Origin of the sequence: Psychromonas ingrahamii 37, assembly GCF_000015285.1 — a bacterium.
Taxonomy (GTDB): domain Bacteria; phylum Pseudomonadota; class Gammaproteobacteria; order Enterobacterales; family Psychromonadaceae; genus Psychromonas; species Psychromonas ingrahamii.
Window position 1 is genome coordinate 857,775 of sequence record NC_008709.1, and the last position, 13,921, is coordinate 871,695.

At 38.8% G+C, this 13,921-nt stretch carries 17 protein-coding genes; 14 read left to right on the plus strand and 3 right to left on the minus strand.

Going from position 1 to position 13,921, the window contains the following annotated elements:
• The first annotated feature begins 39 nt into the window (after positions 1-39).
• From eno to PING_RS03560, 10 genes are all read left to right on the plus strand, one after another.
• Positions 40-1,347: a phosphopyruvate hydratase gene (gene eno, locus PING_RS03515; RefSeq protein ID WP_011769081.1), complete on the plus strand. Its 1,308-nt coding sequence runs from the start codon at positions 40-42 to the stop codon at positions 1,345-1,347.
• Between the two features lie 235 nt (positions 1,348-1,582).
• Entirely contained in the window at positions 1,583-2,152 is a 570-nt protein-coding gene (locus PING_RS03520) for a hypothetical protein (protein ID WP_011769082.1), read from the plus strand.
• 167 nt (positions 2,153-2,319) lie between these two features.
• Positions 2,320-2,598 carry a cell division protein FtsB gene (gene ftsB / locus PING_RS03525; RefSeq protein WP_011769083.1) on the plus strand — a complete coding sequence of 93 codons (279 nt, stop codon included), beginning with the start codon at positions 2,320-2,322 and terminating at the stop codon, positions 2,596-2,598.
• Positions 2,599-2,601: 3 nt separating this feature from the next.
• The gene (gene ispD / locus PING_RS03530) at positions 2,602-3,291 is read left to right on the plus strand and encodes a 2-C-methyl-D-erythritol 4-phosphate cytidylyltransferase (RefSeq protein WP_011769084.1); all 690 of its coding nucleotides are present in this window, start codon (positions 2,602-2,604) and stop codon (positions 3,289-3,291) included.
• Between the two features lie 13 nt (positions 3,292-3,304).
• Positions 3,305-3,787 carry a 2-C-methyl-D-erythritol 2,4-cyclodiphosphate synthase gene (gene ispF, locus PING_RS03535; protein WP_011769085.1) on the plus strand — a complete coding sequence of 161 codons (483 nt, stop codon included), beginning with the start codon at positions 3,305-3,307 and terminating at the stop codon, positions 3,785-3,787.
• On the plus strand, positions 3,784-4,818 hold the full coding sequence (gene truD / locus PING_RS03540) for a tRNA pseudouridine(13) synthase TruD (RefSeq protein WP_011769086.1): 1,035 nt from the start codon (positions 3,784-3,786) through the stop codon (positions 4,816-4,818). Before ispF ends, truD begins: the two co-directional genes overlap by 4 nt.
• Positions 4,815-5,555, plus strand: a complete 741-nt coding sequence (gene surE, locus PING_RS03545) for a 5'/3'-nucleotidase SurE (protein ID WP_041765899.1) — start codon at positions 4,815-4,817, stop codon at positions 5,553-5,555. The genes truD and surE overlap by 4 nt, the downstream gene beginning before the upstream one ends.
• A 468-nt stretch (positions 5,556-6,023) precedes the next feature.
• On the plus strand, positions 6,024-6,881 hold the full coding sequence (locus PING_RS03550; RefSeq protein WP_011769088.1) for a peptidoglycan DD-metalloendopeptidase family protein: 858 nt from the start codon (positions 6,024-6,026) through the stop codon (positions 6,879-6,881).
• Between the two features lie 131 nt (positions 6,882-7,012).
• Positions 7,013-7,981 (plus strand): RNA polymerase sigma factor RpoS, encoded by a 969-nt coding sequence (gene rpoS / locus PING_RS03555; protein ID WP_011769089.1) that lies wholly within the window; start codon positions 7,013-7,015, stop codon positions 7,979-7,981.
• A gap of 202 nt (positions 7,982-8,183) precedes the next feature.
• Positions 8,184-8,384 carry a hypothetical protein gene (locus PING_RS03560; RefSeq protein WP_041765901.1) on the plus strand — a complete coding sequence of 67 codons (201 nt, stop codon included), beginning with the start codon at positions 8,184-8,186 and terminating at the stop codon, positions 8,382-8,384.
• Between the two features lie 331 nt (positions 8,385-8,715).
• On the opposite strand, the gene PING_RS03565 is transcribed toward PING_RS03560, so the two are convergent.
• Positions 8,716-8,913, minus strand: a complete 198-nt coding sequence (locus tag PING_RS03565; RefSeq protein ID WP_011769090.1) for a DUF3545 family protein — start codon at positions 8,911-8,913, stop codon at positions 8,716-8,718.
• Between the two features lie 301 nt (positions 8,914-9,214).
• Between PING_RS03565 and PING_RS03575 the strand changes: the two genes are divergently transcribed.
• From PING_RS03575 to PING_RS03585, 3 genes are all read left to right on the plus strand, one after another.
• Positions 9,215-9,727, plus strand: a complete 513-nt coding sequence (locus PING_RS03575; RefSeq protein WP_157035300.1) for a GspH/FimT family pseudopilin — start codon at positions 9,215-9,217, stop codon at positions 9,725-9,727.
• On the plus strand, positions 9,721-10,326 hold the full coding sequence (locus PING_RS03580) for a prepilin-type N-terminal cleavage/methylation domain-containing protein (RefSeq protein WP_011769092.1): 606 nt from the start codon (positions 9,721-9,723) through the stop codon (positions 10,324-10,326). Before PING_RS03575 ends, PING_RS03580 begins: the two co-directional genes overlap by 7 nt.
• Before the next feature lie 64 nt (positions 10,327-10,390).
• Positions 10,391-10,747, plus strand: coding sequence for a structural toxin protein RtxA (locus tag PING_RS03585; RefSeq protein ID WP_011769093.1), 357 nt, complete (start codon positions 10,391-10,393; stop codon positions 10,745-10,747).
• A 30-nt stretch (positions 10,748-10,777) separates the two neighbouring features.
• Here the strand turns inward: PING_RS03585 and PING_RS03590 are convergent, their stop codons facing one another.
• Positions 10,778-11,272 carry a YcxB family protein gene (locus PING_RS03590; protein WP_011769094.1) on the minus strand — a complete coding sequence of 165 codons (495 nt, stop codon included), beginning with the start codon at positions 11,270-11,272 and terminating at the stop codon, positions 10,778-10,780.
• Positions 11,273-11,494: 222 nt separating this feature from the next.
• Here PING_RS03590 and PING_RS03595 point away from each other — a divergent pair, with 222 nt between their 5' ends.
• Entirely contained in the window at positions 11,495-12,673 is a 1,179-nt protein-coding gene (locus PING_RS03595; RefSeq protein WP_086004600.1) for a cystathionine beta-lyase, read from the plus strand.
• A 105-nt stretch (positions 12,674-12,778) separates the two neighbouring features.
• Here PING_RS03595 and PING_RS03600 read toward each other — a convergent pair whose 3' ends face one another.
• Entirely contained in the window at positions 12,779-13,741 is a 963-nt protein-coding gene (locus tag PING_RS03600; RefSeq protein ID WP_011769096.1) for a glucosaminidase domain-containing protein, read from the minus strand.
• Between the last annotated feature and the right edge of the window lie 180 nt (positions 13,742-13,921).

Below are 13,921 nucleotides of genomic sequence, written 5' to 3' on the forward strand. Positions count from 1 at the left end.
ATTTTTAAACTTATTTTTAATACAACTAAAGGAACAATTATGTCCACTATCGTAAAAGTACTTGGTCGCGAAATCATGGATTCACGTGGTAACCCAACTGTTGAAGCTGAAGTTCACTTAGCTGACGGTTCAATCGGTATGGCTGCAGCACCTTCTGGCGCATCTACCGGTTCTCGTGAAGCATTAGAACTGCGTGACGGTGATAAAGCGCGTTACTTAGGTAAAGGCGTGCTTAAAGCTGTTACTGCTGTTAACGGCCCAATCGCTGAAGCGCTTATTGGTAAAGATGCAGTTAAACAAGCTGAACTTGATCAAATCATGATTGATTTAGATGGTACTGAAAACAAAGCTAAATTTGGCGCAAATGCTATTTTGGCTGTTTCACTGGCGGCAGCAAAAGCGGCTGCAGTATCGAAAAAAGTGCCTCTGTACGCGCATATCGCTGACCTTAACGGTACACCCGGTGTTTACTCTATGCCGCTTCCAATGATGAATATCATCAATGGTGGTGAGCATGCTGATAACTCTGTTGATATCCAAGAGTTCATGATTCAACCTGTTGGCGCATCTACATTCCGTGAAGGTCTGCGTATGGGCGCTGAAGTATTCCATAGCCTTGCTAAAGTACTTAAAGCTGATGGCCACTCAACGGCTGTTGGTGATGAAGGTGGTTTTGCTCCAAACCTTGAGTCTAACGCTGCTGCACTTGCTGCCATTAAAGTGGCTGTTGCAAACGCAGGTTACGAACTAGGTAAAGACATCACTCTAGCAATGGATTGTGCTGCATCTGAGTTCTATAACAAAGAAACTGGCATGTACGAACTTAAAGGTGAAGGTAAGACTTTTACTGCTAAAGAGTTCAACTACTTCCTTGAAGATCTTGTTAACCAATACCCAATTGTTTCTATCGAAGATGGTCTTGACGAGTCTGATTGGGATGGTTTCAAACACCAAACTGAACTACTAGGTGATAAAATTCAACTAGTCGGTGACGATTTGTTTGTCACAAACACTAAGATTCTGGCTCGTGGTATCAAAGAAGGTATTACTAACTCTATCTTAATCAAATTCAACCAAATCGGTTCTTTAACTGAAACTCTTGCTGCAATCAAAATGGCTAAAGATGCTGGCTTTACTGCTGTTATCTCTCACCGTTCTGGTGAAACAGAAGATTCAACTATTGCAGACCTTGCTGTTGGTACTGCTGCTGGCCAAATCAAAACGGGTTCATTAAGCCGTAGTGATCGTGTTGCTAAATATAACCAGCTTCTACGTATTGAAGAAGCGCTAGGTTCAAAAGCACCTTACAATGGTCTTAAAGAAGTTAAAGGTACTTTTAACTTTTAATTTAAACTAATTCAGTTTGAATCATAATCCTCACTCCGGTGGGGATTTTTTTTGCCTGAAGAAAAGCTGTCGAGCTGTCGGCTGTCCGTTGATGGCTGTCGGCTCGATGGCTGATGGCTCGATGCTCAAAGGGATTGGGCGAATTTAGTGGGTTAGATCATTTATTAACAAAAAAAGAAAGAGTAAACTACTGCCTCTTTTAAAAATAATGTCACAGTGGAGATAGTAGTCAAAAATGAGTATGGAATTATTAGTCGAAGTCTTAGGTTGGACGAGTGTCCTTTTTTATATTTTATTATTGGTTTTTAATGGCATGAAAAGAGTGCGTCTTGCTTCTTTTCTTTCTGTTGCTAATGATACCCTTTGGGGATTGCTAATCGGTGTTATGCCTAAGGTGTTACTGAACTTAGTCGTTGGTGGTGTTACTTTATACCGTTATGCTTGTGATTTTACTAAGACCCCTAAAAAAATTATTAACCTATTGTTAGTACTGATGTTGGCTGGTTTTGCTTATTTTGCCAATTTTGCAATTAACAGTTATTTGGCAAATCCATCCTTAGGATTGTTACTAACTTGGGTTGATTTTACGGTGATATTAACCGCATTAAGTATGAAACGTCTGCGTTTATTTCAAATTTTAATGCTTAGCTCAGCGTTCGTCGGAGGTTATGCCTATTACCTGCTTGGCATTGAACAGATGGTGGTGATTAAAATAATTGTCGGTATGCTGACAACTTATAAAATTTTTATTCACCCGGTTTTTCCACAGCTTGAAAACAAGCTATTATTTTGGAAAGCGGCTTAATCGTTTATTCATCTTAATTAAATCGGGTATTAGAAAATGATAGCTTGTGGATCCTTGTCTTTTGATGGGGATTTTTTACTTGTTAGCGTGCGTTTAAATTTAACGCTTAATATGTAAAAATAACCTCCTATTAACCTTACTCGTTTTACTGTGGAGCCTGACCTTTTATGCGTTTATTTGTGTTTTTTATGCTCTGTTTGCTGGTTTTGTTACAATACCACCTCTGGTTTGGAAAAAATGGATTAGGGGATCGGCATAATTTGCAGGAAGAGGTTACTCTTATTCTGGAAAATAACAGTGAATTAAGGCAGCGTAATCAGATGATGTTTTCTGAAATAAAAGATCTCAAAGAGGGGACGGACGCAATAGAAGAACGTGCGCGCAATGAGTTAGGTTTAGTTAAAGAGGGTGAAACTTTTTTCCGTATTGTGCCAAAAGAAGATTAATGAATGAGTCGATTAAATTTAAATGCGGTGATTGCCGCTGCTGGGATAGGTCAACGTGTTGGGGCCCATATCCCTAAACAATACCTGCCCCTGTTAGGTAAGACAATTATCGAACACAGCATCGCGCCATTTTTGAACCACCCTGATATAAAAAAGGTCATTGTTGTCATTGCAGAGAATGATTGTTGGTTTGCACAGCTGCCGCTTGCTGAAAATTCTAAGATAAAAGTGGTTATTGGCGGAAAAGAGCGTGTTGATTCTGTGTTATGTGCATTAAAAGTGCTGCCGAGCGAGGAATATGTTCTGGTGCATGACGCGGCACGCCCCTGTATTAAAAGCACCGATATCAATAAACTTATCAATACGGCAGTGCAGTCAAAACATGGCGCAATTCTTGGGACTCGGGTACGCGATACCATGAAACGCAGTGATTTCGATGGTCAGATCACTCAGACTGTCAGTAGGACAAATCTTTGGCATGCTTTGACACCGCAGATGTTTGAAAATAAAGTATTAATTAATGCGATAGAAAGCGCCGAATTTCCAGAGCAGATCACCGATGAGGCATCGGCAATGGAAATGGCAGGATTACCGGTTGCCATCATTGAAGGGCGTAGTGATAATTTAAAAGTGACTCGATCTGAAGATTTAACACTCGCCGAATTATATTTATCATCACCAACAAGCAAATAATAAAGGGTAACTTATGATCCGTATCGGACATGGCTTTGATGTGCACAAATTTGGTGGGCAAGGACCTATCACTATTGCCGGCGTGAAAATCCCTTATCATCAGGGATTAATTGCACATTCCGATGGTGACGTGGCTTTACATGCATTATGTGATGCCCTGTTAGGGGCATTAGCATTAGGTGATATCGGTCGTCACTTTCCAGACAATGATCCGCAGTATGCAGGGATTGATAGCCGAAAATTATTGGAAAATGTTTTTCTGCAGGTTAAAGAGCGCGGTTATCAAATTGGAAATATAGATCTGACTATTGTTGCGGAACAACCTAAGATGGCCGCGTTTATTCCAGATATGTGCGTCGAAATCTCACAACTCGTCGACACTGAAATCCAAAATGTTAATGTCAAAGCGACGACGACGGAAAGATTAGGTGCGATTGGGCGTAGCGAAGGAATCGCTACGCATGCTGTGGTTTTATTAATGAAGAAAAAAATATGACAGAAGAAGAAAAACAAGTATTTAACTTAGATTTTAATTATCTGTATGGCGCGCCACAAAGTGAAGGTATATTTAAACAGTCATGTGAAGACTTTAACGTTGAGGAAAACCTTGGGTTTGAGTTAACGGGTGAGGGGGAACATGTTTGCTTATGGGTGCAAAAAGTGGGTGAAAATACGGCCTATCTAGCCAGGGAATTAGCCAAGTTTGCTGCTATTCCAGCTAAAAATGTCAGCTACGCAGGACTTAAAGATCGAAATGCTGATACTAAACAGTGGTTTTCATTACATATTCCCGGAAAGATAACACCTGATTTTAGTACCTTTGAATCGCCCGGTGTGACTATCCTTAATGTTGTTCGCCATAATAAAAAGATTAAAATAGGGGCATTAGCGGGTAATACTTTTGCCATTGTTATACGTGAAATTAGTGATAAAAGTGCAATGGAAAAAGCACTATTGCAGGTTCAAGGGGGTGTGCCAAATTATTATGGATCACAGCGTTTTGGTTTTGATGGACACAATGTTAATGCAGCATTATTAATGTTCCGGGGCCGTAAAATTAAAGATCGTTTTAAACGCGGTATGTATTTAAGTGCTGCGCGCAGTTACTTGTTTAATCAGGTTGTGTCAGCACGTGTTAAAGATGATTTATATGATAAACCGATCCTCGGAGATTGTGTGCAGTTTGTGGCTAACCGTTCATTTTTCCCGCTAACGGAACTTGACAAGCAGACCAAGCAGCGGTTAAAAAGCCGCGAAGTTTGTTTGACAGCCCCTTTGTGGGGAGCGGGCGAATTGACTTCATTAGATGATGCAAAACAATATGAAAGTGAACTGTTAACCCCCTATCAGGAGATTCAAGCGGGGCTGGCTAAAAATGGCTTAAAGCAGGAGCGTCGTCCGCTATTATTAGTACCTGAAAAATTTTCATCAATCTGGCTGGATAATAAAACGGTCAGAGTTGAGTTTTATTTACCTTCTGGTTGTTACGCAACCAGTGTGTTGCGTGAATTAATAAAGGCAAGCTGATGACCCTATTAATAAGTAATGATGATGGTGTTTATGCGCCTGGTTTAAACGCGTTATATCATGCATTAAAAGATCTGGCGGATGTGAAAGTGGTCGCGCCTGACCGAAATCACAGTGGTGCGAGTAACGCACTAACATTAGAAAATCCATTACGTCTGCAGTATTTAGACAACGGTTTTATAGCGGTAAGTGGTACGCCGACGGATTGTGTGCATTTAGCGCTTAACAAAATCTGTATAACAGTGCCTAAATTAGTTGTGTCCGGGATTAATCATGGTGCAAATATGGGCGATGATGTGCTCTATTCGGGGACAGTTGCAGCAGCAATGGAGGGGCGATTTCTAGGTCTGCCTGCTATTGCTATTTCTTTGGCGGGTCAAACGCATTTTGAGAGTGCTGCTTTTTATGCAAAACAGCTGGTTGGCAAGTTATTAGCATCACCTTTATCAACAGATCAAGTGCTTAATGTGAATGTGCCTGATCTCCCTTTAGCGCAGATTAAAGGCATTAAAATAACCCGCTTAGGGAAACGCCACAAAGCGGAAATGATTGAAAAAAGTGTTGACCCCAGAGGAAAAGAAATCTTTTGGGTTGGTCCTCCCGGGAAGATTGCGGAAGCAGGTGACGGGACTGATTTCCATGCTATTGAAAATGGATATGTCTCAATCACTCCCCTTAAGATTGATTTAACCGCGACTGAGCAGTTATCCGACCTGACAAAATGGTTAGACAAGTGACCGACAAAATACTCATTTTAATGTAATAAAATAAGAAACGAGAGCTCAAGTATTACGCAGTTAACAAGACGCTCGTGACTCTCGCTTCACAATTATGGTCTGAACTATAATAGTATGGAAGGATTTTGAAGCGCTTTAGCTGATCACAATCGAGAGAATAACAGGATCTTCTGAATAAACAGCTGCAGCGCAGGTAGGGGGAATATTTAATACTCCCTTTTTTAATTCATTTGCTCTTATTGTAACGTGATTTTGTCATTGACTGGTAAACTGCTTAGATTTTTGTTTAAAGCTGGTTTTCTGGAATCTATTTTTAGGCTTATATTTAGATCTTTTTTCAGTCACACCTTTAATATTATTAGGAGGGTAGGGAATGCGATCTAATTCTGGCAAACAGGGTTATTTTAAAAGTTGGCTGATATTTTTTTTAGCGCTCTTTTATACCCTGCTACTGAGAACTAATTACCGGTGAGAATTTTAGCTTTTCTGTTAGTCACTTTAGGTTTAAGTGGTTGCTCATCTTCATATGGCCCTGTTCCTGTTTCCGATGTAACGGGGAGCACTCGCTATCAAACCGTTAAGCAGCAAACATCGGGAATAACTGCTAAAAGTTATCAAGTGCAAAAAGGTGATACTTTATTTTCTATTTCCTGGCGGGCGAATATTAATGTTAATGATTTGGCGAACTACAATCAATTATCTGCACCCTATCTTATTAAGGAAGGACAAACTTTACATTTAAGCGCAGCCAAGAAGAGAAATACCATTTCTGTTAAAAAGCCAGCAGTAAAAAGAAAGCCTCCCCCAATAAAAGACAAAAAAATATCAAACACAGATCAAGTTTATAGCAAAGAAAGTCAACCTGCTATTGTACAAAAAAATCCAATCACCTATTCTTCCTCTACGAGAAAAACCGATGTAAAAATAACTAAGCCTAAAAAATTAAATGTTAAAATAAGCCATTGGCAATGGCCCGCAAAAGGAAAATTGACAAAAACTTTTGCTTCCTCTGAAACAGGAATGAAAGGGCTCAGTCTCTCAAATCAGCGTGGAACGCCTATCTACACGGCAGCGTCCGGTGAGGTTGTTTACGCAGGTGCGGGTCTTCGTGGTTTTGGTAATTTAATTATCATCAAACATAATGATGATTATTTAAGTGCTTATGCACATAATGAGCAGCTACTAATAAGCGAAAAACAACAGGTAAAAGCAGGCCAAAAAATAGCAACAATGGGTGATAGTGGTACAGATAGTGTGAAACTGCACTTTGAAATCCGTTATCAAGGAAAGTCTATCGATCCCATGCGTTATTTACCTAAACGCTAATAGTTTACTTAATTAATTATCATTAGTTCATGAATGGAATAGCTTTTTTATGGGCAGATATCTATAAATCTTAACATAAAATAACAGGTTTTTTGTAATAGCAGGTTAAGCTTTTTAAAGAGGACGTGGTTATGATTAAGGATTTAAAATTAGAGAGCAAAAAAAGTCTCCCTTTTGATCTGGATGAAAATGCAGATACAGATACAGATACAATTGATGATGAAGATTTTAGTGCCGCTAAGATAGCTGTTGCTAATGAAGTAAAAAGCATGGATGCAACTCAACTTTATTTAGGTGAAATTGGTTTCTCGCCACTATTAACAGCAGAAGAAGAAGTTTATTACGCCCGGCGTTTACTGCGCGGTGATCAAGTATCACGTAAACGCATGATAGAAAGTAATTTACGCCTGGTAGTGAAAATTTCCCGTCGTTATAATAATCGTGGATTATCATTATTAGATTTAGTTGAAGAGGGTAACCTAGGGCTTATTCGGGCTGTTGAAAAATTTGATCCGGAAAAAGGCTTTCGCTTTTCAACCTATGCAACCTGGTGGATACGTCAAACGATTGAACGCGCGATAATGAATCAAACCCGTACTATTCGTTTGCCTATCCACATAGTAAAAAAATTAAATGTGTATTTACGAACTGCCCGTGAATTAACACACACGCTTACTCACGAACCAACGGCTGAAGAGATCGCCGAAGTTTTGGGAGTCTCCGCGAAAGAAGTCTCTAAGATTTTAAAACTTAATGAGCGTATTAGTTCCGTTGATATCCCCATAGGAAATAATTCTGATAAAGAATTATTGGATATTATTCCAGATCGAAAAGAGGCTTCACCGGAAAATGAACTGCAAGAGGCTGATATGAAACTGCGTATTGTTAAGTGGTTAGAAGACCTTAATCCTAAACAGCGTGAAGTATTAGCAAGACGATTTGGTTTGTTAGGTTATGAAGCTGCAACACTTGAAAATGTGGGGAAAGAGATCGGTCTGACACGCGAACGTGTGCGGCAGATACAAGTTGAAGCGCTAAAATATTTACGTGATGTACTCTCTGAGCAGGGTTTATCAATCGAATCATTGTTTCAAGTTTAGCTATCAAAAGCGCATTAAAAAAAGCATCTTTTGATGCAATGCCGATAGGTTAAGGACTTTTTAAGAAAACTGGAACGATTTTACAGAGAGATAATAATCCCTGATCTTGTCAAAGGTTGGGGATTTTTTTGTTTAATAAAGAAATGGGTATATAAATCATTTGCAAGCAAGTAGATGTATCACAATATATTAGAAAAAATTGATGCTAAATGAATTAAAGCGCTATTGTTTAGCACTCAAATATTCAGCACATAAATGTTTAGCACACAAATGTTCAGTACATAAAAACTCAGTACACAAAAATCCACTATTTGCCGATACCCGTTACCCGCAGGCAAGCAGTCTGGTTGATTATAATAATGTATTAATGCGCAATAGCGCGCTAAAAAAAGTCGGTGGCTAGCCGGGTATTATTCTACAAACCAATCCTAAGAAATGCTTTCGTAGGTCACTTCAGCGTTCTTGCATGACTGTGGTCAGTGATCAGAAGAATTACCAATAAGCTATCTGTTAGTAGCGCCTGTTCAGCTTGGCATAATTGCATCCTTTTCAAGAAAAATTTAGCAGGTTTGCAGTTACTCGCAGTGTATGGCAGGACATTGACTCGCAGGACATTGAGGGCACAAGACTCCTAAGAACAGAGCCGAATTTGGTTGCATATAAAAACACCAAGCATTTCCATATTCAGTGTTTTATATGCCATCAATAGATTAACTAAGAGATAAGTCATTAATTTATAATCTAAGTTGAGCCCATTCGCTTAATGAAAAATCAAGGTCTAAACCCATATCAAGTAACTCTTTTGATAACTTTTGCTGTTCTTTAATGGCTTCAATTTCACGCCATTTTCGCACCTTTGGAATTTTTTTCTTTGCCGTAAAAAAAAGAGCATCATCGGCAAAAATATCAGTATCAGTCTTGCTGTATTGCATATTATTTTCCTTGGTTTCACGGCAGAAAAATTCTGCGTACGGACACAATAAGGAATTATTGTTGCAACTTTATGACATTAAAAAGATTTTTTGATTTTTTTACAACCTAAAATCATCAGCAAGGCGAGTAATAATATTCGGATAATTCTTAATAAAAAAAAAGAGAGTTACTTGATTAAGCATCTGTTTAAACTAAGCTTTGTTGATGCAAAAATTATTTCTGCATCAAACTTTTTTGAGGGATATATAAACCCAAAGACCTCAATTTTTGATCAAAATGGATGCTGTTGAAAGGTTTTATATGGAAATTAAACATAACAATAATCGTGGCTTTACATTCATTGAGTTATTGGCTTCTCTAACGGTAATCATGATTCTGGTAGCAGCTGGCATCAGTAATTACGGGGCTCTCTTTGCACAGCAGACTTTAATACAAAAAACTGAACATCTTTATCACTTTTTGCGTTTAGCGCAGACTCAGGCTATTAAAGGTAATCGACAGATTTATGTACATTTTTGCCAGGCCACAAATTCTAATAGTTGGAAAATGGCGATGTCAAATAGTCCTGTCGCTGATTCATGTTCGTTAAACGGTCATAATAAAGTGGAACAGTTAGCCGACGGTAAAAAGCTGTTTGCTGCGACAAATTTTGGCAGTAACCAAGCCTCCTACCAGCCGATGCGATTTGACACTAATCTCGGTAATGTGACCTTGAGTAATAGTAACGGGGACTCATTAAAAGTGATCCAGTCAAGAATACGTTTAAGAATATGTTCTCCGGACAGCGCTCGATTAGGATATGAACAATGTTAACTAAAAACAGAGGATATTCATTAATTGAACTGATGCTGGCGCTATTACTTGGCTCAGTACTGTTATCTATGGTGATTGGCCTGTATGTCACCGGTGTCTCTTCCGGTGCAAAAAGTTTAAAATATTCACGGTTACGTACTGATTTGCAGTCGATTATGTTAATTATGGAAACTGATATCAGGCGGGCAGGATACGGAGGCAGCGATTTTTTAGTGGGCAGTGGCGATACTAAAATGGTTGATACATTTACTAGCGATACATTAAAGTGCATCGTCTATTCTTACAATCATGACTCTGCCACCGCTATTACTGATACAAATCGAATGGGATTCAAATTTTTGCCTGCTGAGAATGAAATTAAATTTGGCAGTGGAGTTGATCCCCTTGCCGCTCATTGTGACTCAACAGGTTACTGGGAAGGACTTTCAGATAACAATTTTATAACAATAACCGATCTGACTTTTACTGAATCAGTTGTTTCCAGTGCATCGGCAAGCATACGTTCTGTTGAAATTCATCTGTCTGGCGAGCTGGCCGCCGATAGCGATTATAAATATGCCATTAACACTACGGTGCAAGTTCGAAATCTTGAACTCTAGCCTTTTGAATTATAACGTTTACTTATTCGATAATCATATTGGCTGCTAATAAAAGGGAAATAAAATGTATCAGTTGATTTTTTATGTACCAGTTTCACATCTAGGAAGCGTAAAAAGTGCCTTATTTAAAGCAGGGGCGGGGCGTATTGGGGATTATGATTGTTGTGCATGGCAAACTCTGGGAGATGGCCAATATCGTCCTCTTGCTGCGAGTAATGCTTTTATTGGTACAAAAAATCAAATGACAAAAATAGCCGAATATAAAGTTGAAATGGTCTGCTCAGCAGAGATAATTCAATCGGCTTTACAAGCATTAATAAACTCTCATCCCTATGAGATGCCCGCGTATGCCGTTCTGGAAATAAAAACAGTGGAAAATTTTGATTTTCAGTCTAAACAGCTTGTGCTTAATGGCTGTTGAATGAGCCTTTTCGGGGTTGATGGAGCAGCCTTATGACTGCTCTTTTATTACTGGCTGAGCAACTTTCAACTTGATAAATGCAATCGCTTGTTTATTTAAGCTGGATTTTGAGAGGTAATTTTTAGCCCCACTTTTCAAATACAGCATCAACCCTTTTGGGGTTTCAACCCCGTGTTTAATCTCATTCCAGAGCAGTTCATTGTTATTATATAAACTTTCTGTTTTTACACCCCGTTCGCTGATCGTTAAGGTAATGGTATTATGAGAATTTTTGCTCCACATCTGTCTCATTAACCACCATGCACGGCGGTAACGAAAACTGAAATATTCAACAAAAGAGAGAGAAATAATAAACAAACCCACTGTCTTTTGTTGGTCAGCAAATACGATAATCGCGCTACCTGCAAAAACAAGAAAGGCCATCAATTTATATTTCGGCGTCGCTTTTCCCCCTAACAATAATGATTGATCAAAACATTCTTCAAAATGTTCACGGTTGAGCACAAATTCTGACTGAAATAACATGATTAAGACCTTAATAGAGTATCGCCTGCAAATTATATAAGATAATTGTCTCTAGCGTTGTAATAAATTTATTAGATTACTGATTGGATTATTCTGAGCTGTTTTGCGAAATTAACCCGTAAAGCAATTTTTTCTTCTAAGCTATGGCTTTATTCTCACTGTTCATCACTCTGTGAAATGCTAATATGGTATTACTTGCGATATTTACCGATGGAAATAAATATGAAAAAAGAAACACAAATTGTATGTCTAGGACGTAATAAAAAATGGACAAAAGGGGTGGTTAATCCTCCGGTGGTGCGTGCTTCAACTATGTTGTTTGATACGATGGAAGATATGCGTTTTGCCGGCAAAAATAAAAACAATGGCGAAATGTATTATGGACGCCGTGGCGGACCGACTCACTTTGCTTTTCAAGAGGCTATTGCTGAACTTGAAGGTGGTGCTGGTACCGCCTTATATCCTTCCGGTACCGCTGCGATTAGCAGTGCATTAATGTCCTTTTTAAAAGCGGGCGATCATTTATTGATGCTTGATAACGCTTACGAACCTACCCGTGCTTTATGTGATACTTTACTGGCCGGATTTGGTATCGAAACGACTTATTATGACCCGTTAATTGGTGCGGGGATCAGTGAGCTAATACAGCCTAATACCAAAGTGTTATTTCTTGAATCACCAGGTTCCATCACCATGGAAATTCAAGATGTACCCACATTAAGCCGTATTGCCCATGAAAATAATCTGATAGTGATGTTAGATAATACTTGGGCTTCTCCTATCAATTCACGTCCCTTCGAAATGGGTGTTGATATCTCCATTCAAGCGGCGACTAAATATATCGTTGGGCATTCCGATGTTATGATGGGCACTGCCACGGCGAATACCAAGTATTGGCCAACGCTGCGAGAACACAGTTATTTATTGGGTCAATGTACTTCGCCTGACGATGTTTATTTAGCCAGTCGTGGATTACGTACGTTAGGTGTACGTATGGCGCAACATGAAAAAAATGCGCTTGCCGTCGCTAATTGGTTAGCAACTCGCCCTGAAGTTGATCACCTGCGTCATCCCGCTTTCGAAACCTGTCCGGGTCATGAGTTCTTTAAACGCGATTTTAGTGGTAGTAATGGTTTATTTTCATTTGTTTTAAAAGAGGGAAATTTAAAATCGGTGACTGCTTTAGTTGAGAATATGGATTATTTTAAAATGGGCTTTTCATGGGGCGGTTTTGAAAGTCTTATTCTGGGCGTCTTTGGTATTGATAAAATACGCACGGTAACACAGTGGGATAAAAGCAAGCCGCTGATCCGCCTGCATGTTGGTCTGGAAAATGTAGATGATCTGATTGCTGATTTAGAAGCCGGATTTGAACGAATGAATAAAGCCTTAAGTAAATAACGTTAAGGTAAATAAAAGTTTAATATTAGCTGCCGGCAGCAGAAAGATATGCGCAGTTTAACCCAGTGCGCATATCTTATTAATGATACTAAATCTCTTTTTTTATCACTCTTGTCCGCTGATTAAATGAATTAATCTATTATCGGCTAAATAGCTATTATCAATGAATTGCAGTTTGTTATAACGGATCATCTTACGTAAACCCTCGGTATATGCCTGGCCACGTTCAGAATATTTATTCAATGTTCCTACTAATTTAAGACCGGTTATTTTTTGATTCTTATCGCGCAGTTGTGCACGTACCCTGCGTAATTTCTTATAAGCGTTATTGGTATTGATATTAAGCATATAACCTTCAACGGATGCCAGCGGACTATCAAAACGCGCTACGCCATAATTTCCCAGCGCCTTACGTTGTCGTTTAGGTTTCATGCCGTTACCACTGAAATCCCATTGACCAAAAAAAGCATTACCTTCTTTTGCGAAACGGGAGGTGCCCCAGCCACTTTCCTCGGCTGCCTGTGCAAGTGCAAGGGAGGGCGGTAAAATATCAACTTTATTCAATAACATATTACGCATCGTGGCGGTTATTCGGTTTTTTTTATTTTTTATAAGACGATATTTAAGGGCCACTTTTTTCAGTTCAGGTGAATTTAAAGAATCGTATTTGACTATTTCTCGCTCACCAAGAATATTTTCGTTGGCCATTAAAATAAGGGGTGCCATCAGGCGGAAAAAGAATGATTTTTTAGTTTCGACAGGAAGTTTTTGCGAATTTTTTTGCCAATTATCTGTCACTTTTTCAAAGGTGATACGTGGTAATTCCCACTTGCCGTTTTCCCAATTTTCACTGCTGTACTGGTATTTATCAAATAATTTATCCAATTCTTGCAACGACACAATGCTGATTTCAAGAGGTCCTTCAGGCACTTGCTTTATGTTAACAATCGGATTTGGTGTTTTTATTTTGGGTATTATCAGGGGCTTTTTTTGTGTTGAGCATCCACTTATAATTAGTGTTATAGCGAAGGCTAATACGCATGTTATGCGATAAAAGTGTTTTTTCATATAGGCTGTTCCTAAGGATAATTGAGAATATATTTTATTAATGCGTTTAATCCTTCAAACGGCTTACTTGTTATTTAAACTGCTATTTGAACTGTTATTTGAACTGTTATTTGAACTGTTATTTGAACTGTTATTTGAACTGTTATTTTAGCTTTTGTTGAAGTAATAACAGGCGATTTT